This window comes from Rhodococcus sp. NPDC019647 (genome assembly GCF_044389235.1).
Taxonomy (GTDB): Bacteria; Actinomycetota; Actinomycetes; order Mycobacteriales; family Mycobacteriaceae; genus Rhodococcus_F; species Rhodococcus_F oxybenzonivorans.
In genome coordinates, this window is sequence record NZ_JBIRXS010000001.1 from 291536 (window position 1) to 311352 (window position 19817).

General features: G+C 65.9%; 18 protein-coding genes. 14 read left to right on the forward strand and 4 right to left on the reverse strand.

The annotated features are described in order from the left end of the window. Positions 1 to 12 precede the first annotated feature (12 nt). The 6 genes from cobO to ACH49N_RS01460 all read left to right on the forward strand — a co-directional run bounded on the left by cobO (position 13) and on the right by ACH49N_RS01460 (position 6809). Positions 13 to 627 carry a cob(I)yrinic acid a,c-diamide adenosyltransferase gene (gene cobO, locus ACH49N_RS01435; RefSeq protein ID WP_109330876.1) on the forward strand — a complete coding sequence of 205 codons (615 nt, stop codon included), beginning with the start codon at positions 13 to 15 and terminating at the stop codon, positions 625 to 627. Further along, complete coding sequence (locus ACH49N_RS01440; protein ID WP_358270477.1) at positions 621 to 2021, forward strand: cobyrinate a,c-diamide synthase; 1401 nt, start codon at positions 621 to 623, stop codon at positions 2019 to 2021. The genes cobO and ACH49N_RS01440 overlap by 7 nt, the downstream gene beginning before the upstream one ends. A gap of 7 nt (positions 2022 to 2028) precedes the next feature. Beyond that, positions 2029 to 2394, forward strand: coding sequence for a cobalamin biosynthesis protein (locus ACH49N_RS01445; protein WP_358270476.1), 366 nt, complete (start codon positions 2029 to 2031; stop codon positions 2392 to 2394). Positions 2395 to 2441: 47 nt separating this feature from the next. Then, a complete protein-coding gene (gene cobA / locus ACH49N_RS01450) occupies positions 2442 to 3668 on the forward strand; it encodes a uroporphyrinogen-III C-methyltransferase (protein ID WP_159926201.1) in 1227 nt (408 codons plus the stop codon). A 131-nt stretch (positions 3669 to 3799) separates the two neighbouring features. After that, positions 3800 to 5197, forward strand: a complete 1398-nt coding sequence (locus ACH49N_RS01455; protein ID WP_358270753.1) for an MFS transporter — start codon at positions 3800 to 3802, stop codon at positions 5195 to 5197. Between the two features lie 79 nt (positions 5198 to 5276). Next, positions 5277 to 6809, forward strand: coding sequence for an NAD(P)/FAD-dependent oxidoreductase (locus ACH49N_RS01460; protein ID WP_358270475.1), 1533 nt, complete (start codon positions 5277 to 5279; stop codon positions 6807 to 6809). A 38-nt stretch (positions 6810 to 6847) separates the two neighbouring features. Here the strand turns inward: ACH49N_RS01460 and ACH49N_RS01465 are convergent, their stop codons facing one another. Both ACH49N_RS01465 and ACH49N_RS01470 read right to left on the reverse strand, forming a co-directional pair. Next, the gene (locus ACH49N_RS01465) at positions 6848 to 7522 is read right to left on the reverse strand and encodes a response regulator (RefSeq protein WP_159926222.1); all 675 of its coding nucleotides are present in this window, start codon (positions 7520 to 7522) and stop codon (positions 6848 to 6850) included. A gap of 30 nt (positions 7523 to 7552) precedes the next feature. Next, the gene (locus tag ACH49N_RS01470) at positions 7553 to 9169 is read right to left on the reverse strand and encodes an ATP-binding protein (protein WP_358270474.1); all 1617 of its coding nucleotides are present in this window, start codon (positions 9167 to 9169) and stop codon (positions 7553 to 7555) included. A 66-nt stretch (positions 9170 to 9235) separates the two neighbouring features. Between ACH49N_RS01470 and ACH49N_RS01475 the strand changes: the two genes are divergently transcribed. Genes ACH49N_RS01475 through ACH49N_RS01490 form a run of 4 tightly spaced genes read left to right on the forward strand, consistent with a single transcriptional unit; the run spans position 9236 to position 12705 of the window. Further along, the gene (locus tag ACH49N_RS01475; RefSeq protein ID WP_358270752.1) at positions 9236 to 10225 is read left to right on the forward strand and encodes a tripartite tricarboxylate transporter substrate-binding protein; all 990 of its coding nucleotides are present in this window, start codon (positions 9236 to 9238) and stop codon (positions 10223 to 10225) included. Then, the gene (locus ACH49N_RS01480; protein ID WP_358270473.1) at positions 10222 to 10761 is read left to right on the forward strand and encodes a tripartite tricarboxylate transporter TctB family protein; all 540 of its coding nucleotides are present in this window, start codon (positions 10222 to 10224) and stop codon (positions 10759 to 10761) included. The genes ACH49N_RS01475 and ACH49N_RS01480 overlap by 4 nt, the downstream gene beginning before the upstream one ends. 1 nt (position 10762) lies before the next feature. Beyond that, positions 10763 to 12322, forward strand: coding sequence for a tripartite tricarboxylate transporter permease (locus ACH49N_RS01485; protein ID WP_358270472.1), 1560 nt, complete (start codon positions 10763 to 10765; stop codon positions 12320 to 12322). Then, positions 12319 to 12705: a universal stress protein gene (locus ACH49N_RS01490; RefSeq protein WP_159926230.1), complete on the forward strand. Its 387-nt coding sequence runs from the start codon at positions 12319 to 12321 to the stop codon at positions 12703 to 12705. The genes ACH49N_RS01485 and ACH49N_RS01490 overlap by 4 nt, the downstream gene beginning before the upstream one ends. 50 nt (positions 12706 to 12755) lie before the next feature. Here ACH49N_RS01490 and yaaA read toward each other — a convergent pair whose 3' ends face one another. Next, entirely contained in the window at positions 12756 to 13499 is a 744-nt protein-coding gene (gene yaaA / locus ACH49N_RS01495) for a peroxide stress protein YaaA (protein ID WP_358270471.1), read from the reverse strand. An 89-nt stretch (positions 13500 to 13588) separates the two neighbouring features. Here yaaA and ACH49N_RS01500 point away from each other — a divergent pair, with 89 nt between their 5' ends. The 4 genes from ACH49N_RS01500 to ACH49N_RS01515 all read left to right on the forward strand — a co-directional run bounded on the left by ACH49N_RS01500 (position 13589) and on the right by ACH49N_RS01515 (position 19102). After that, a complete protein-coding gene (locus tag ACH49N_RS01500; RefSeq protein WP_358270469.1) occupies positions 13589 to 15334 on the forward strand; it encodes a proline--tRNA ligase in 1746 nt (581 codons plus the stop codon). Positions 15335 to 15402: 68 nt separating this feature from the next. Then, positions 15403 to 17130 (forward strand): acyl-CoA dehydrogenase family protein, encoded by a 1728-nt coding sequence (locus ACH49N_RS01505; RefSeq protein ID WP_358270468.1) that lies wholly within the window; start codon positions 15403 to 15405, stop codon positions 17128 to 17130. A 334-nt stretch (positions 17131 to 17464) separates the two neighbouring features. Continuing rightward, entirely contained in the window at positions 17465 to 17926 is a 462-nt protein-coding gene (locus ACH49N_RS01510; protein WP_159926238.1) for an Hsp20/alpha crystallin family protein, read from the forward strand. A gap of 213 nt (positions 17927 to 18139) precedes the next feature. Then, the gene (locus ACH49N_RS01515) at positions 18140 to 19102 is read left to right on the forward strand and encodes an alpha/beta hydrolase (RefSeq protein ID WP_358270467.1); all 963 of its coding nucleotides are present in this window, start codon (positions 18140 to 18142) and stop codon (positions 19100 to 19102) included. On the opposite strand, the gene ACH49N_RS01520 is transcribed toward ACH49N_RS01515, so the two are convergent. Then, the gene (locus ACH49N_RS01520; RefSeq protein WP_159926242.1) at positions 19103 to 19723 is read right to left on the reverse strand and encodes an FHA domain-containing protein; all 621 of its coding nucleotides are present in this window, start codon (positions 19721 to 19723) and stop codon (positions 19103 to 19105) included. Between the last annotated feature and the right edge of the window lie 94 nt (positions 19724 to 19817).

The window sequence follows — 19817 nt, forward strand, 5'->3', positions numbered from 1 at the left end:
GGAGAGTAGGACATGCCCAAAGGTGTTCCCGAGAACGTCCCGAACGACGGCCTCACCACACGGCAGCGAAGGAACGCACCGATACTCGCGGTCCACACCGGCCCGGGTAAGGGAAAATCCACCGCGGCTTTCGGGATGGCGTTGCGTGCGTGGAACCAGGGCTTCGATGTCGGGGTGTTCCAGTTCGTGAAGAGCGCCAAGTGGAAGGTGGGGGAGGAGGCGGCGTTCCGTGCCCTGGGGCAACTTCACGAGGACACCGGGGTCGGCGGCGCGGTCCAATGGCACAAGATGGGTGAGGGCTGGTCGTGGGCGCGGAAGCACGGCTCCGAGGAAGACCATGCCGCGGCCGCTGCCGAGGGATGGCGTGAAATCGCCCGGCGGCTCGCTGCCGAGGAACACCGTTTCTATGTGCTCGACGAGTTCACCTATCCCCTCAAATGGGGGTGGGTGGACGTCGACGAGGTCGTCGCGGTGCTGCGTGACCGGCCGGGTGCTCAGCACGTCGTCATCACAGGCAGGGATGCCCCACAGGCGTTGATCGACGCGGCCGACCTCGTGACGGAAATGACGAAGATCGCCCATCCGATGGACGCCGGCCGCAAGGGCCAGCGAGGCATCGAGTGGTGACTGCGCACTCCGCGGTTCCCGCCGTAGTCATTGCGGCCCCCGCCTCGGGGAGCGGAAAGACGACAGTCGCCACGGGCTTGATGGGTGCGCTGGGTCAGTCGGGAAATGCGGTGGCGCCGTTCAAGGTCGGCCCCGACTACATCGATCCCGGCTACCATGCCTTGGCCGCGGGTCGGCCCGGACGCAATCTCGACCCGGTGATGGTGGGAGCCAACCGAATCGGCCCGCTCTACCGTCATGGGAGCACCGAGTGCGACATCGCCGTGGTCGAGGGTGTCATGGGATTGTTCGACGGCAAGATCGACGCCGCGTCTGCGGAGCCGTCGGCCGAGGGGTCGACAGCACAGGTCGCGGCACTGCTCGGCGCTCCCGTCGTGCTGGTGGTCGATGCCCGCGGGCACAGCCAGTCTCTGGCCGCTGTGCTTCACGGATTTTCGACGTACGACGCGTCGGTGCGCATCGGCGGTGTGATCCTCAACCGGGTCGGAAGCGCCCGGCACGAGGAAGTGCTGCGGCAGGCGAGCGAGCGTGTCGGGCTCCCCGTGCTGGGCGCGGTTCCCCGGATGGCGGAGCTGGAAGTGCCGAGCCGGCATCTGGGCCTCATTCCCGCTGCCGAACACGGCGCCGCTGCCATGCAGGCCGTGGAGGCAATGACTCGGCTGGCCGCCCGGCATCTCGATCTGGCGGCGATCCGGGCGCTCGCAAGCTCTGCGGTCGACGGACCGGCGTGGGATCCCACCGTCGAGGTGGGTGAGGTGCCCGCCGGTGCTCGCCCGACGGTGGCAATCGCCGGCGGCCGGGCCTTCACTTTCGGGTACGCCGAACATCGAGAACTGCTCGCGGCGGCCGGGGCGCGCGTCGTGACCTTCGACCCGCTGCACGACGAACTGCCCGCGGACACGTCCGGAGTCGTCCTTCCGGGCGGCTTCCCGGAAGAGCATGCCGCCGCGCTCGCCGGGAACGGGCGCCTCCTCGCACAGATACGCGCACTCGCCGACGGCGGCGCACCGATACACGCCGAATGCGCAGGACTGCTGTATCTCGCGCGTAGCCTCGACGGTTCGGCGATGGCATCGGTCATCGATGTCGACGCCTCGTTCGGCTCACGCCTGACTCTGGGCTACCGCGATGCCGTGGCATTGACCGATTCGCCGCTCTTCGCTGCGGGCGAGCGGGTGGTGGGGCACGAATTTCATCGAACGTCGCTCACCCGGGCAGAGGCGCCCGGCTATGCGCCGGCGTGGGGATGGCGGCCGTGGGACGGTGCACCCGCGCGTGAAGGTTTCGCCGGAGGGGGCATTCACGCGTCGTACCTTCACACGCATCCGGCGGGACACCCCACCGCTGTCGCGCGGTTCGTGAGCGCCGCCCGCGACTTCGCCGACCGTGGTTGAGGTCTGCGTGGGCGTCGGGTTCCGCACGAGTGCGTCGAGCGCCGACATCGTCTCGGCGGTGCGCGCGGCGTTGGAGTCCGCGAGCGTCGAGGCGCCCGTGACAGTGATCTGCCTGGGCACTCTCGACCGCAAGGCGAACGCGCCTGCCGTCGTGGGTGCGGCCGCGGCACTCGGGGTTCCGGTCCTCGGATTCGACACTGAGACTCTCGCTGCCGTCGTCGTCCCACACCCGTCCGACGTGGTGCATGCACACACCGGTTCACCGAGTATCGCGGAGGCGGCGGCGGTACTGAGCGCCGGCGGCGGGCCACTGATCATTCCCAAACGGTCCGCGAATGGCGTCGTCGTCGCGGCAGCCCGTAAAGTTTCGTAGGTTCGAGACAAGACTTACCGGAAAATCTGGAGAAACGGGGATAGCGCGTGACTGCCGCCACCGGAGACGAGACCAACTACCTGGTCGGCCTCAATTTGACCGATCGCCGTGTGGTCGTGATCGGTGGCGGAAGCGTCGCACAGCGTCGACTGGGCCTGCTCATCGCATCGGGAGCACGCGTGCACCTGATCAGCCGCGCCGTCACCCCCGCGGTCGAGGGGATGGCGACGTCCGGTCAGATCACCCTGGAATTGCGCGACTATCGGGACGGTGACCTCGACGGCGCCTGGTACGCCATCGCGTGCACGGACGAACCCGACACCAATGCGGCGATCGTCGCCGAGGCCGAACGGAACAGGGTGTTCTGTGTCCGGGCAGACAACGCCCGGTACGGCACGGCCGTCACCCCGGCCAGTGCGGGCTACGACGGCTTGAGCATCGGTGTGCTGGCGGGCGGCGATCACCGCCGCTCCGCGGCCGTGAGAAACGCACTGGTGGAGGGCCTGCAGTCCGGAGTCGTTCCCGACACCGACGAGGCGCCCGCAGCCGGTGTGGCGCTGGTAGGCGGAGGCCCCGGCGACCCCGACCTCATCACCGTCCGTGGCCGTCGACTGCTGTCGCGCGCCGACGTCGTGGTGGCCGATCGCCTGGCGCCGCCGGAGCTTCTGGCCGAACTCGGTCCCGATGTCGACGTGATCGATGCTGCGAAGATTCCGTACGGCCGCGCGATGGCGCAGGAAGCCATCAACGCCGCCCTGATCGACAACGCCAAGGCGGGCAAGTTCGTGGTTCGTCTCAAGGGCGGCGACCCCTACGTGTTCGGACGGGGGTACGAAGAGCTCGAGGCGTGCGCGGCAGCAGGCGTCCCCGTCACGGTCGTCCCCGGTATCACCAGCGCGATCTCGGTCCCGTCGGCCGCCGGAATTCCGGTGACCCACCGAGGAGTGACCCACGAGTTCGTGGTCGTGAGCGGGCATGTGGCTCCCGACCATCCCGATTCTCTCGTCGACTGGTCGGCGCTGGCGCGGCTGAAGGGCACCATCGTGTTGCTGATGGCGGTCGAACGCATCGACGCGTTCGCGACGGTCCTGATGGCGGGCGGCAGGCCCGTGGATACCCCGGTCACCGTCATCCAGGAGGGCACACTGCGCACTCAGCGCACGCTCCGCGCGGATCTGCAGAGTGTCGCGGCCCGGGTGAAGGAAGAGCAGATTCGGCCGCCCGCCATCGTGGTCATCGGACCGGTGGCAGGGTTTAGCGTGGACGCTGGGTAACGTGAACGCTCGTGTCTGATTCCCGAGTGCCGAAATCTGCTTCAGTGAACTCTGCGGCAGATGCCCCAGCGGTCCCGGCCGCGGCGACCCGCGTGCTGGGTCTCGCCATCATCGTCCTGAGCGGCTTGCAGATGATGGTGGTCCTCGACGGGACCGTCGCCAACCTGGCCCTGGCCCCCCTGCAGGCAGACCTCGGTCTCACCGACAGCGGCCGTAACTGGGTGCTGACCTCCTATGCCTTGGCGTTCGGTGGGCTCATGCTCCTCGGGGGCCGGCTGGGGGACGCCTTCGGCCGGAAGAAGATGTTCATCGGCGGCGTCGCGCTCTTCACCGTCGCCTCCTTGTTGTGCGGCCTCGCGGTCAACGAATTCATGCTGATCGGTGCCCGCTTCCTGCAGGGTGTGGGTGCTGCGGTGGCCTCGCCCACCGCGCTGGCCCTGGTGGCCACGACGTTCGCCGCCGGTCCCGCGCGCAACCAGGCCATTGCGATCTTCGCTGCAATGACGGGGATCGGATCGATTGCGGGGCTGATCATCGGCGGTGCACTCACCGAAGTGTCGTGGCGGCTGATCTTCCTCATCAACGTGCCCATCGGTGTGGTCATCGTGCTGTTCGCCTTCACGTCGTTGAAGGAGACGGCCGGTGAGCGCCTGGCGCTGGACGTACCGGGCGCCGTTCTGGCGACGGTCGCGGCAACCGGTGTGGTGTTCGCTCTCACCGAGGGTCCGGAACTGGGGTGGACCAGTCCCTTCGTGATCGGTGCGCTCATTGCGGGTCTGCTGCTGTTCGTCGCGTTCCTGTACGTCGAGCGCACCGCCGACAACCCGTTGCTTCCCTTCTCGCTGTTCACCGACAAGAACAGGGTGGCCACCTTCGTCGCCATCTTCTTCGCAGGCGCCGTGATGTTCACAGTCGCCGCCTTCGTGGCGCTGTTCGTCCAGGACATCCTCGGTTACAGCCCACTCGAAGCGGGCCTGGCCTTCATCCCGTTCGCGTTCGGTCTGGGAGCCGCGGCCTTCGTGGCGTCGAAACTCGCCGTCCGCATCCAGCCGCGCTGGCTGGTGATCGCCGGGGCGGCCATCATGGTGGTGGGCCTGCTCTACGGTTCCACCCTGGACGCGTCGGCGACGTATCCGGCCAACCTGTTCGTGCCGGTCGTGGGAATCGGTTTCGGCGTCGGACTTGCCGTTGTTCCGCTTCCTCTGTGCGCCATCGCGGGAGTGCCGGAAACCGAGATCGGACCGGTGGCCGCCATTGCTCAGGTCGCGCAGACGCTCGGCGGCCCGCTCGCCCTCGCCCTGATCGGGGCGATGGCGACGTCCCGCACGCTGTCCCTCGGTGGGGTGTCGGGCAAGATCGCCGACATGACGCCGGCGCAGATCACTGCGCTCGGTGAGGGCTACACCTTCGCCCTGGTAGGCAGCGCCGTCTGTGCCCTGATCGCCGGTCTGGCGGCACTGTTCATCCGGTTCACTCCGGAACAGGTTGCGCAGGCGCAAGCGGCCGAAAAGGCAGCGCAGCAGTCCTGACTTTCCTCCCCGGGGCGTGCGGGCGAAAAGATCCGTAATCGTTGTGCCTGGCGTTCTGTAACTGTCTAGGGTCATTTATATGGATGACCGGGTAACAGACACTGCAGCGGTCGGCGTCGTTCCGGAGAACAGCGTGCGGCACGTCCGCACGGTGATCATCGGCAGTGGTTTCGCGGGACTCGGTGCGGCTATCCGACTGAGCAAGGACGGGCGGGAGGACTTCCTCGTCCTCGAGCGGGACAGTGACGTCGGGGGCACCTGGCGCGACAACACCTATCCCGGCGCCGCCTGTGACGTGCCCTCGCACCTGTACTCCTACTCCTTCGCACTCAACCCCGAATGGTCACGTTCGTTTTCGGCACAACCGGAGATCCAGCACTACATTCGCAGGGTTGCGCGTCAGTACAACGTCCTCGAAAAGCACGTCTTCGATTGCGACGTGACCGAGGCCCGCTGGAATTGCGGCGTCTCGCGGTGGGAGCTCACCACCAGCCGCGGCCACTTCGCCGCGGACACCGTGATCTGCGCGTTCGGGGCGCTGGCCGAGCCCTCTCTGCCGAGCATTCCCGGGATCGACATATTCGACGGCGAGATCTTCCACTCGGCGCAATGGAATCACGATGCCGACCTCACCGGCACACGCGTGGCAGTGATCGGCACGGGAGCATCGGCAATTCAAATCGTTCCTGCCATCGTCGACCAGGTGCAACACCTGGACGTGTATCAGCGCACCGCCCCCTGGTTGCTGCCGCGATTCGACCGGGCCTATACCCGGATCGAGCGGTGGGCCTTCCACCACGTGCCCGGCGTCCAGCGACTGCTCCGCGCCGCAATCTACGGAGGCCGGGAAGTGCAGGTGGTCGGTCTCGCCAAGGCACCCGTCTTCATGAAACCGCTGGAATGGCTGGCGCGCATGAAGATCCGGACGGAGATCAAGGACCCGGCCCTGCGTGAGAAGGTCACTCCGAACTTCCGGATCGGTTGCAAGAGAATGCTGATTTCCAACGACTACTACGCGGCCCTCGACCGGGACGACGTCGAACTCGTCACCGACCCGATCGCGGAGATACGAGAGCATGCGGTGGTGACGAGGGACGGCACCGTGCGTCCGGTGGATGCCATCGTCATCGCGACCGGATTTCAGGTGACGGATTCACCGATGTTCGAGGTCATCTTCGGGCGGGACGGACGCAGTCTGGCGCAGGTTTTCGGTGAAGCCGGTATGCAGGCCTACAAGGGCGCGACTGTCGCCAACTTCCCCAACATGTTCTTTCTCGTCGGACCCAACACGGGGCTCGGCCACACGTCGATGGTGTACATGATCGAATCGCAGATCAACTACGTCGCCGATGCCATTGCGGCGTTGGAGCAGAACGGTATTCGCACGGTCGAGGTCCGCAAGGAGGTTCAGGACGATTACAACCGGGACCTTCAGGAGAAGCTGTCGAACAGCGTCTGGATGACGGGCGGATGCGCCAGCTGGTACCTCGATCGGCACGGCAACAACACCACACTGTGGCCCGACTTCACCTTCAGATTCCGCCGCCAGACACAGCGTTTCGACATCGCAGCCTACGAGGTATCCGCCGACGCGGGCACGCCGGTGGGGTAGCGACCGGCCACGGCAGACTGTCCTGATGCCGGACTGCCTCAGCGGCGAACGGGCCGGTACCGGCGAACAGGTCTGCCCGCGCCCCCGTACTCGAGGCGTACTTCGAGTAAACCCTCGGCCAGGTAATGCTCGAGGTACCTGCGCACGCTCACCCGGGACAGTCCCGCGAGCTCGGCGCATTCCATGGACGACAACTCGCCCCGCTCCTGCACGATGTCGAGGACCAACCTGCCGGTTTCGACGCTGAGCCCCTTGGGCAGACGGCCCGGGTCGGCGTTCTTGCCTGCGCTGCCGAACAGGGAGTCGATCAACGACTGATCCGCGCCGGATTGCGATTCGAGTGCCCGTGCCCGTCGCCGGAAGTTCTCGAGCTTCTCCTGCAGATGGGCGTACTCGAACGGTTTCACCAGGTAGTCGGAGGCGCCGCCGTGCAGCGCCCTGCTGACGGTGTCGATTTCTCGTGCAGCCGTGATCATGATCACGCCGACCGGATTTCCTTCCGCCCGGAGGGACTGGAGGACATCGAGTCCGGACATGTCCGGCAAGTACACGTCGAGAAGCACGAGATCCGGCCGACGGGAGCGCACGGCATCGAGGGCGTCGGCTGCGGTCCGCGCGACTGCGACGGTGGTGAACCCCGGCGTCTTGTCGACGAACCGGCGGTGTATCTCCGCGACCATGAAGTCGTCGTCGACGACCAGCACCTCATACATCGTTCCGCCGAACGGTCATGGTCGGAGAGTCTAACTACGGGGAACGTGGACAGTGAACAAGGCGCCTCCGGTGCCGGGCGCGTCCGACACGGAGGCGAATCCGCCGTGCTGCGCGCTGACCAGTCGCACCAGGGCCAGCCCGATCCCGCGACCGCCCGGCACCCCCGTCTTGGACGTGACTCCCCGGGAGAAGATTTCCTCGCGCATCGACTCGGGTACCCCGGGGCCCGAGTCGGCGACCTCGATCAGAATGCCGTCGCCGTCCGTGATTCGAATCGATATCGTCGCGTGCGGTCCACCTTCGGACACGTCGACGGCATTGTCGATGAGATTTCCGACGACGGTGATGACGTCGGTCGCGAGCTCGGGGTCGAGTGCGTGGAGGCGTGAATCGGGCTCCAGTGTCAGAGACACTCCGGTCTCCGCCGCCAACGAGGTCTTCGCGATCAGGAGGGCGGCCACGGCCGGATCGGAAATCCTTTGCGTCACCGCGTCGCTGATCTCTGCTCGGCGTCGAGTGAGGGTTCCGACGAATTCGGTGACGGCGTCGTAGTCACCGAGCTGAGTGAGTCCCGAGATGGTGTGCAACTGGTTGGCGAATTCGTGCGTCTGCGCGCGCAGCGTGTCGGTGACGCTCTTGTGGGACGACAGCTGGCTCTGCATCGACGCCAGTTCGGTGCTGTCGCGCATGGTGGTGACGGTGCCGATCTTGTGGCCCTGGCTGGTAGCGGCCCGCCGGCTGAGCGCCAGCATGCGCGAGGACGTCGAGAGCACCACGTCACGGCCGTCCTCGCCGGTGAGCAGATACCGCCGGACGCCCGGGTCGAGTGGGACGTCGTCGACGTGCCTGCCGACGACGTCACCGCTGAGGTCGAGTAGATCCTGGGCGCTGTCGTTGAGGAGCGTGATGATGCCGTCGGTGTTCACCGCGACCACGCCCTCACGGATGCTGTGAAGCAGGGCCTCCCGGTGGTCGGCGAGACTGGCGATCTCGGCGATCTCCAGCCCCCGGGTGTGTGTCTTGATTCTGCGTGAGAGGAGCCACGAACCGAGAAGTCCCAGCCCGGCGCCGATCCCGAGGTAGAGGAGCAGGCGCGCACCGGCACTGCTGAGCAGGGCCCAGGTCGACGGGTAGTCGTCGCTGACCGACACTGCTGCCAGGACGTCACCGGTGGCCGTGAGGATAGGAACGTGGCCGACGATGGCGCGCCGGTCGTCGACCACGACATCACCCGACCAGGCGCGGCCGGTCAGCACGTCGCTGCCGCCGAGTTCCGCGGGCAGCCCGATCCGGGTGGGGTCGGAGGACACTGCCGTCACCCCTTCGGGTGTGACGATCTCCGCCAGTGTCGCGCCCGACAGATTGACTGCCCGATCCACTTCGGGGGCGAGGACCCGCTCGACCGACGGGTCCGAGAGGCGGTCACGCACCACCGGGGTCGAGGCGACGTTCTCGGCAACGGCGATCATGCGCTGGCCCTGCAGTTCGCGAAACTCCCCCGTCGATTGGTGAACCGAGACGGCAGCGACCGCGAGAAGGACGACGCCGACGACCACCAGCTGGAGCAGCAGGACCTGTCCGGCAAGACTTCGCACTCTGGGGTGACGTGGTGACCACAATGAACTTAAGTTCCATTTCGTTCGCATAGGTGACGTGCGTCACCAATGGGGACAGTATTGCCGAAGATCACATCGATGGCGAAATGGGGAACGATGGCGAGAACAGGTGGCGGAAGCAGCGTACGCGCGGTGCTCCTGCTGGCGCTCGTAGGCCTTCTCGTGGCCGGGTGCGGAGTTACCCGTGGCGAGGACGAGGGCTTGCACAGGGTGCGGATGATGGTTCCGAACAGCCCCGGCGGCGGCTACGACCTCACCGCGCGGACTGCGGTGAAGATCATGGAAGATCAGGACATTACCGGCCGCGTCGAGGTCTTCAACGTCATCGGTGCAGGTGGAACGGTCGCCATGGCTCGACTGATGAACGAGTTGGGCAACGACGATCTCATGATGATGATGGGTCTCGGAGTCGTCGGTGCCGGTTACACCAACGGGTCGTCCGCCCGGGTGTCCGACGCGACCGCATTGGCGAAGGTAGTGGAAGAGCAGGAAGGCATTCTGGTGCCTGCGGATTCGCCGTTGCGCACCATCGACGACTTCGTCGCGGCGTGGCGGGCCGACCCGGCCTCGGTCACGATCGGCGGGGGATCGTCACCGGGCGGACCGGACCACCTGTTTCCGATGGAGACCGCCCGCGCGGTAGGGGTGGACCCCAATGCAGTGAACTACGTCTCCTACGACGGTGGAGGTGACCTGTTGACGGCGCTGCTCGGACAGAAGATCACCGCAGGCACCTCGGGGCTGGGGGAGTACGTCGACCAGATCGAAGCCGGTCAGGTGCGCGTGCTCGCGGTGTCGGGTAGCGAACGGGTCGAGGGCGTCGATGCGCCGACGCTGTCGGAGGCGGGAATCGATCTCACCTTCACCAACTGGCGTGGAGTCCTTGCGCCCCCAGGCCTTTCGGACAGTGCCCGGGCCGACATGGTGGAGGCGCTGGAGAAGTTGCACGACACACCCGAATGGAAGGAGGCCCTGGTGAAGAACGGTTGGAGTGACGCCTTCATGACGGGACCGGATTTCGAGCAGTTCCTGCGCGACCAGGACGAGCGGGTCTCGTCCACCCTGTCCGAACTGGGGTTGGCATGACCACGCCCGTGACACCGCCCGCCGGCGCCCCCGACGTGGTCCCGGCGCCACGCAAACGGGACCTGGCACAGTTCATCGTGTGTGCGGTCATGCTCACGGTGGGCGTGTTCCTCATCGTCGACGCACTGACCCTCAGTGCCGGGTTCGCGAAGGTGGACCCGGTCGGGCCGCGGCTGTTTCCGCTGGCGGTGGGCATCGGGTTGCTCGTCCTCGCCGCGATCCTCGCTGTCGCGATCCTGCGCGGCTCCACGGGGGAGGCCGACGGGGGCGAGGACGTCGACCTCGATTCGTCGAGTGACTGGCGAACGGTGGGGCTGCTCGTCGGTCTGTTCGCCGCCACCATCGCGCTGATCGACTTCCTCGGATGGGCGATCACCGGAACGTTCCTCTTCGCCGGGGCGGCAACAATTCTCGGCAGCCGCCACTGGGTACGCAACATCGCCATCGGCGCGGTGCTCGGCTTCGGTAGCTTCTACGCGTTCTACGTCGGGCTCGGAATCCCGCTGCCCGCAGGCATTCTGGACGGAATTCTCTGACATGGACAATCTGAACTGGCTGCTGCAGGGGTTCGAGCAGGCAGCCACCCCGATGAACCTCCTCTACGCATGCCTGGGCGTCCTGCTCGGTACCGCTGTCGGTGTCCTTCCCGGCATCGGCCCCGCCATGACCGTGGCGCTCCTGCTCCCCGTCACCTACAACGTCAGTCCGAGCGCCGCCTTCATCATGTTCGCCGGCATCTACTACGGCGGAATGTACGGCGGCTCGACCACATCCATTCTGCTGAACACCCCGGGGGAGTCGTCCTCGGTGATCACGGCCATCGAAGGCAACAAGATGGCCAGAGCAGGACGAGCGGCGCAGGCTCTGGCGACCGCGGCGATCGGTTCCTTCGTCGCCGGATCGATCGGCACGATGCTGCTCGTACTCTTCGCCCCCGCGGTCTCGAGTTTCGCTGTAACCTTGGGTGCCCCTTCGTATCTCGCTATCATGCTGCTCGCCCTCGTTGCCGTCACGGCGGTGCTGGGAAGCTCGAAGCTTCGTGGATGCATCTCCCTCCTGCTCGGGCTCGCGATCGGGCTGGTCGGGATCGATTTCCTCACAGGGCAACCGCGCGCCACGTTCGGAATCCCGCAGCTGTCCGACGGCATCGATATCGTCGTCGTGGCAGTCGCAGTCTTTGCGCTCGGTGAAGCCCTCTGGGTGGCGGCGCACCTGCGCCGCCGACCGGCCGAGGTCATTCCGGTCGGCCGGCCGTGGATGGGCAAGAAGGACTGGAAGCGGTCGTGGAAGCCATGGCTGCGAGGGACCGCGTACGGATTCCCGTTCGGCGCACTCCCCGCCGGTGGCGCCGAGCTCCCTACCTTCCTGTCCTACATCACCGAGAAGAAGCTCTCGAAGCACAAGGACGAATTCGGCAAGGGCGCCATCGAAGGGGTCGCGGGCCCCGAGGCGGCCAACAACGCCTCCGCGGCGGGCACGCTCGTGCCCATGCTGTCGCTCGGTCTGCCCACCAACGCGACCGCGGCTGTCATGCTCACAGCCTTCGTCTCGTACGGAATCCAGCCCGGACCGACCCTGTTCGAGAAGGAACCGCTTCTCATCTGGACGTTGATCGCCAGCCTGTTCATCGGCAACTTCCTCCTGCTCGTCCTGAACCTGCCGCTCGCGCCGCTGTGGGCCAAGCTGCTCCGCACCCCGCGCCCCTACCTGTATGCGGGAATCTTGTTCTTCGCTGCACTCGGCGCCTTCGCCGTGAACCTGCAGTGGCTGGACCTGGCGCTGCTTTTGGTCTTCGGCCTGATGGGTTTGATGATGCGCAGATTCGGATTGCCCGTGCTGCCACTGATCATCGGTGTCATCCTCGGTCCGCGCATCGAACGGCAACTGCGGCAGAGTCTGCAACTCGGTGGCGGCGACTGGGGAAGTCTGTTCACCGAGCCGGTGGCAATCATCGTCTACGTGATCATCGCGCTTCTGCTTCTCGCCCCGCTCGTCGCGAAGTTCGTCCGTTCGCGGCTTCCCGCCCCCACACTCGACCTCCCGGAGGGACCGTCCGCTGACGACTCCCCGGACACCAGAGAGAAGGCGCACGCATGATCGTCGTCGGTTACACCCCGGACCGGTACGGAGAGGCAGCCCTCGACCACGGCCTCGCAGAAGCACGGCTGCGCCGGACGTCGCTGGTGGTGATCAACTCCTCGAAGGGCGACGCTCTTGCGGATCAGTCGTTCGCCGACCACACGCAGCTGCAGAAACTGGAAGAGAAGCTCGCGGACAGCGGTGTCGAACACGAGGTCCGGCAAATCGTCGGCGACGAGGTGGTCGACGTCATCATCGAGGCGACGACAGCACCGACCGCCGAGCTGCTCGTCATCGGTATCCGCGACCGCACCCCCGTCGGGAAGCTGCTGATGGGGAGCACTGCGCAACGCCTGCTGCTGTCCTGCCGCAAGCCCGTCCTGGCGGTCAAACCGGAGTAGACCCCCGTGAGTACTTGTTAACCGCCCGCGGTTGACAAGTACTCACAGGGTTAGTCGGTGAGGATGATCAACTCCCGCTTCGAGGCGACCTCGACCCGGAGTCCGGCCTTCGATGCCACGCGGGCGACGCCGCGTACGTCCTGGGGTTCGGCGCGCGAAAGGGTGAGTGCGCGGGCGAGCAGCCCTTTGTGGTGTTTGTTGAAATGGCTCACGACGGTGCGGGTGCCGTCCGGCTTCTCGGTGAGCACCGTGGCGATGACCGCGTCCGGAATCGGTCCGAGCTGCTGATACGTCCCGGATCGCAGATCAACGACGAGGCCATCCGCTTCCGCCGTGATCGCGCGGCTCAATTCCGGCTTCCACAACGACCGGAGGGTCCCCAGACCCGGCAGCTTCGACCCGCCGGACAACCGGTAGGCGGGGATCAGGTCACCCGCGCGCACCGCGCCGAACAGTGCCGATCCCATCGCGAGGCGCGAGAGCGCCTTCGACTTCTGTGCCTTGGTGAACGACTTCGCGTCGAGCGCGTCGAACAGGACGCCGGTATATCGCTCCAACGCCGGTCGGGTCGGCGACACCCACAGCTTGGCGTTCCGCTCGATCTCGTCGGCCTGCGTCGGGCCGAGGCCCAGTGCCTCCTGCGACGCCTCCGCATCGGCGGCGAGGGCCACCAGCGCCGACACCAGCACCTCTCGAGTGTCGGTGAGCTGCGGCATGGACAGCTCGGCCAGGTCGAGGGGGGCGTCGGCGCCACCATCGGACTTGGTTTCTGAGGGAGGAAGCAACACCAGCACGGTGGAGACCCTACCGATCGGCCCCTTCATCGATGCCGAAGCCGTGCCGACGCAGTGGTGCGGCTACCAGCGGACTATTCTGATGACCCGTGATTACCCGCCTCTCCCACCTGTTCCTCCGCACTTTGCGTGACGACCCCGCCGACGCCGAGGTTCCGAGCCACAAGCTGCTGGTCCGTGCCGGCTACGTACGACGTATCGCTCCCGGTGTGTACTCGTGGCTGCCGTTGGGTCTGCGCGTGCTGCGTGAGGTCGAGCGGGTGGTGCGGGAAGAGATGAACGCGATCGGCGGCCAGGAGATTTCCTTGCCCGCGCTTCTGCCGCGCGAACCCTACGAGGCCTCCAACCGCTGGACCGAGTACGGCGAAGGGCTCTTCCGCCTCAAGGACCGCAAGGGCGGCGACTATCTGCTGGGCCCCACTCACGAGGAGCTGTTCGCCCTCACCGTCAAGGGTGAGTACAACTCCTACAAAGACTTCCCGGTCACCCTCTACCAGGTGCAGACCAAATACCGCGACGAGGAGCGCCCCCGTGCCGGGATTCTCCGTGGTCGCGAATTCATCATGAAGGACTCGTACTCCTTCGACCTCACCGATGACGGTCTCATCGCCTCATATCAGGCCCACCGGGACGCCTACGAGAAGATCTTCACCCGTCTCGGTGTGAAGTATGTGATCGTGTCGGCCACTTCGGGCGCTATGGGCGGAAGTGCGTCCGAAGAGTTCCTGGCGGAAAGCGAGATCGGCGAGGACACCTACGTCCGCTGCCTCGAGTCGGGCTACGCCGCCAACGTCGAAGCCGTCGAGACGCTGGCGCCCGAGCCCATTCCCTTCGACGGGCTTCCTCCCGCGCAGGTGCACGACACGCCGGACACACCGACCATCGCGACGCTCGTCGACTGGGCCAACGGGGCCGACCTGGGCCGGACCGTGACGGCCGCCGACACGTTGAAGAACATCCTGGTCAAGACCCGGCAGCCCGGCGGCAAGTGGCAGTTGCTCGGAATCGGCATCCCCGGTGACCGGGAGATCGACGACAAGCGCCTCGGTGCGTCGTTGGAACCGGCGGAGTTCGAAATGCTCACCGAGGCCGATTTCGAGGCCAACCCGTTCCTTGTGAAGGGGTACATCGGACCGAAGGCTCTGCAGGAGAACGGTGTTCGCTACCTCGTGGACCCCCGGGTGGTCGACGGCACGAGCTGGATCACCGGCGCCGACGAGCAGGGTAAGCACGTGGTGGGTCTCGTCGCCGGCCGCGACTTCACCCCGGACGGCACCATCGAGGCGGCGGAGGTTCGAGACGGGGACCCGTCGCCGGACGGCGCCGGTGCCCTGGTGGCTGCCCGTGGCATCGAGATCGGCCACGTCTTCCAGCTCGGTCGCAAGTACACGGATGTGTTCTCCGTCGACGTTCTGGGCGAGAACGGCAAGCCGGTCCGGCCCACGATGGGCTCCTACGGTGTCGGCGTGTCCCGCCTCGTCGCCGTGATCGCGGAACAGCACCACGACGACAAGGGTTTGCGCTGGCCGGCGGAGGTGTCTCCCGCAGACGTGCACGTAGTGATCGCCAACAAGGACGACACCGCGCGTGAGGGTGCGGAGGGGCTCGCGGCACAACTCGATAAGGCCGGACTCGAGGTCATTCTCGACGACCGTAAGGCTTCGCCCGGCGTGAAGTTCAAGGACTCCGAGCTGCTCGGCGTGCCACTGGTCGTGGTGGTCGGGCGCGGCTGGGGTGAGGGAAAGGTGGAGGTCCGCGATCGCTTCACCGGCGAGAGCCGTGAGGTTGCCGCAGAGTCCGCGTTGAGCGAAATCGTGCAGACCGTCAGGGGCTGATCAAATCGCCGCGCGCCTTTCGTCTCGACTGTTAGCTTGGCCTGACACGTCCGGACGAAAGGCCCGCTGTGACGAACTCGCTGCTGTTCGACCCGACTTCCTACGACCCCGAGCATTTCGACCCCGAGACGCGACGGCAACTGCGGTCGCTGATCGACTGGTTCGAGGCGCGGGGTAAGAAGAGGCTGCTCGAGGACGATCTCGGGGCGGTATGGCCGGCCGAATTCCTGGAGTTCGTGAAACGGGAGAAGCTGTTCGCGACCTTCCTGACTCCTGCCGAACTCGCGGACGGCAACCCGGACAAGCGCTGGGACGCCGCGCGCAACGCCGCGCTGAGCGAAATTTTCGGGTTCTACGGGCTGGCGTACTGGTACGCGTGGCAGGTCACAGTACTGGGGCTCGGTCCGATCTGGATGAGCGCGAACCGGGCGGCGAAGGAACGCGCCGCCCGACTCCTCGACGAGGGCGGGGTGCTGGGTTTCGGTCTGTCGGAGAAGGCACACGGCGCCGACGTCTACTCGACGGACATGCTTCTCACACCCTATCCGGACCGGGACCTCGCCTTTACCGCGACCGGCGACAAGTACTACATCGGCAACGGCAACGTCGCCGGCATGGTGTCGGTGTTCGGACGCCGCACCGACGTCGAGGGCAGCGACGGGTACGTCTTCTTCGTCGCCGACAGCAGGCATCCCGCCTACCATCTCGCGGGCAACGTGGTGCACGGGCAGATGTACGTCAGCACTTTCCGGCTCGAGGAGTACCCGGTGCGCGAGGAGGACATCCTGCACACCGGCGTGGCGGCGTTCGAGGCGGCACTGAACACCGTCAACGTCGGGAAGTTCAATCTGTGCACCGGGTCGATCGGAATCTCCGAGCACGCCTTCTACGAGTCGATCACCCATGCCCACAACAGGGTCCTGTACGGCAACCCGGTCACCGACTTTCCGCACGTGCGCGGAAACTTCGTCGACGCCTACAGCCGGTTGATCGCGATGAAGCTCTTCAGTGCCCGCGCAGTCGACTATTTCCGCAGCGCGAGTCTCGACGATCGCCGGTACCTGCTGTTCAACCCGATGACGAAGGCGAAGGTCACCTCCGAAGGGGAGAAGGTAATCGCGCTACTGCACGACGTGATCGCGGCGAAGGGGTACGAGAAGAACACCTACTTCCGGGAGGCGGCTCAGCTGATCGGCACCCTGCCGAAGCTCGAGGGCACTGTGCACGTCAACGTCGGACTCATTCTGAAGTTCATGCCGAACTACCTGCTCAACCCCGCGGAGTACCCGGAGATCGGCACCCGCCTCGACGCCGTCGACGACACCTTCTTCTGGGCTCAGGGCCCGACCCGCGGCGCGGGCAAGATCCGGTTCCACGATTGGACGAAGGCATACGAGGCGCACTCGGACCTTCCCAACGTGGCCCGGTTCTATGAGCAGGCAACCGCATTGCGGGAACTGCTCACCACCGCTCCGCCCGATGCGGCGCAGCAGAAGGATCTCGATTTCCTCCTCGACCTCGGTCACCTGTTCTCGCTCGTCGTCTATGGGCAGCTGATCCTCGAGCAGGCGGACATCCTTCACCTGAACCACGAACTGATCGACCAGATCTTCCACTTCCAGATTCGGGACTTCTCCGGCTACGCCGTTGCGCTGCACGGAAAGTCGTCGGCAACCGAAGGGCAGCAGAAGTGGGCGCTCGGTGCGATCCGGCGTCCGGTCGTGGACGCCGAGCGGTTCTCGCGAGTGTGGACGCAGCTGGAGAGTTACGACGGCGCCTACGAGATGAGCCCGTAGGGGTTGGTCGCGGCCTTCGACGGTCGGTGGTGGCGACGTCGGTCGTGCGGCAGGGGTGTGGGATGGCCATCCCAGGGTGGCTGGCCTAGGTGGTGTAGGTAGTGCATTCTGGTGTGGCAGAGACACTCGCCGACATTCACGTGAAATGCCGCAGCTACGGGTTGCGCTCGGCGGGTAGCGTTTCCGCGGTGGACCGGCACCAGCGGGTGCCGATTTTTCGAACGAATTCATGCTGGCACTCTCGGGTGTCGAGTGCTAAATTTTCAAGTGCACAGTGATGGTGGATGTCCGCCGCGGTGGCGGGCACCGTTGGAGACGTGGGAGGTGTGTTGCTGTGCTTCGCTTCGACCCCTTCAGTGATCTCGAATCCATGACGAAGAGCATGCTCGGCACTCCGGTCGGTTCCGCCCGGGTGCCGCGATTCATGCCGATGGATCTGTACAAGGTCGACGACCACTATGTTCTGCACGCCGACCTGCCCGGTGTCGATCCGGGATCGGTCGACGTCAGTGTCGACAACGGGACGCTCACGCTGACGGCTCATCGGAGCGCTCAATCCGAGGAGAACGTGCAGTGGATCGCCTCGGAACGGTTCACCGGTACATTCCGGAGGCAGCTTTCGCTCGGCGAAGGTATCGACTCCGACAAGATTTCGGCGTCGTACGAGAACGGGGTGCTGAGTGTGACCATCCCGGTCGCCGAACGGGCGAAGCCGCGCCGGATCGAAGTATCCAGCCTCGGTGCCGGTGAGCATCGGACGATCGAAGCCGGTCCCGCGGGTGGTGACTCGAGCTGATCGAGCGGCGTGGACTATTGTCCCGGAAGCCCCCTCTCGGAGGGGGCTTCGCCATGTCGTCATCCCCACCAAGGGTGTAAATGACGACACCTTCGGGGGCGAGCGCCACCTCTGAGGGTGCTGGAGGGTTCGGTTGCCGGACGGCAAGGTGGACATCAGTCGAGGAGCGGTAACACTCCACCCGTCCCGAGCGAAGATACCGAGGAGGCCCTCATGTCGAACACCCCGGTTTCATCCGAGCACGATGGTCGCCGGCTCACGGTCCGGACCGAAGACGGGATTCCTCTTGCGGTGCGAGAGTTCGGCTCACCCGATGCGCCGACCACGGTGGTGTTCGTCCACGGACATTGCCTCCGCACCGAATCCTGGTGGGCGCTGCGCAAGCAGCTGGTCCGCTTCTGGCGCAACGAGGTGCGCATGGTCTTCTACGATCATCGCGGGCACGGCGAGTCCGGAGAAGCCCCTGCGTCGACGTATACCATCGACCAACTCGGTCGCGATCTCGGTTCGGTGCTGAACGCGGTGGCGCCCCGGGGTCCGATCGTTCTCGTCGGACACTCGATGGGCGGAATGACCGCGTTGTCGTATGCGCGGCAGAATCCGCACACAATCGGTTCGCGCATCGTCGGGATGGCCCTGATATCGACTGCCGCATACGATCTCGCCGAGGCGGGCCTCGCCCGCCATCTGCGCAGTCCGGCCGTGTCGTTGCTTCGCAGCGCTGTCCGGCGGGCGCCGCGGGTCGTGCACGGATCGAAAAAGCTCGGCCGGACAGTCGGTACTGCACTGGCGAAAGCGGCGGAGGTACGTAATCGGCCCGTCGACCCGCGGCTCGCCGCTCTGGTGGCCGCCATGGTCAACACGACCTCCGTGGTGACGATGTCCAGCTTCCTCGAGTCGCTGCTCGGCTTCGACGAGCGCGCCTCCCTCGCGGCTCTCGCGCATATCCCGTCGTTGGTCCTCTGCGGCTCGGTGGACATGCTCACACCGTTCCAGCACTCCGCTGCCATGGCATCGCTGCTGCCCGCATCACAATTGGTCAGTGTCGACGGGGCGGGACACTCCGTCATTCTCGAACGTGCGGCCGATGTGGCAGCCGCGATCATCGGGCTGGTCGAGCGGATTGCGCACACCGCGCCCGCCGCCTCCGGCCGTGAACTGATGGCGGTCGGCTGATCAGAGATCGCGTTCGTTGATGATGCCGCTGCGCATCGCCCGCTCCGCCAGGCGAACGCGCTTCTGATTCTGCGGCAGATCCCCGACCCCGAATTTTGCGAACAACGTCCTCAAATGCGTCTTGATCGCATCGACGCTGAGGAAGAGCTCCTCGGCAATCTGTTGATTCGACGCCGGATTCGCGAATGCGGCACCGTGCTTGTAGGGCCGGCACAACGCCGTGAGCACGCCGCGCTGCGTCTCCGTGAGAGACCGGACGTCGGGCATGTCGGTGCCCATCCGGGTTGCCTCGTCGGGTCCGCCGCCGAACTCCTGATAGCGGATGCGGGTGGCACCGATGCGGATGCTGTCGCCCTGCCGTAGTCGCCGCCGTCCGGCGAGGCGTTCGCCGTTGACGAAGGTGCCGTTACGGGACAGTCCGTCGTCGAGAATGGTCCAGTGCGAGCCCACGCATTCGACCACGGCGTGGAGTCGTGACACCTCATCGTCTTCGGTGAGGGGGAGGTCGGAACCCGGCGATCGTCCGATGGTGACGCGCGGCGATTCGAGGGAGAGGTCCACGGTGTGGTGGTGACCTTCCCGATCGGAATAGCTCAGACGAGATTCAGTGTCTCGGTCCACGGCGACAACCCTTCGGCACGTTCCTATCCTGCCCCGCCGCGGGTGTGCTGAGCAAGATCAAGTGCGGCGGGGTGCTTGCGGTGTCGGTCGCATC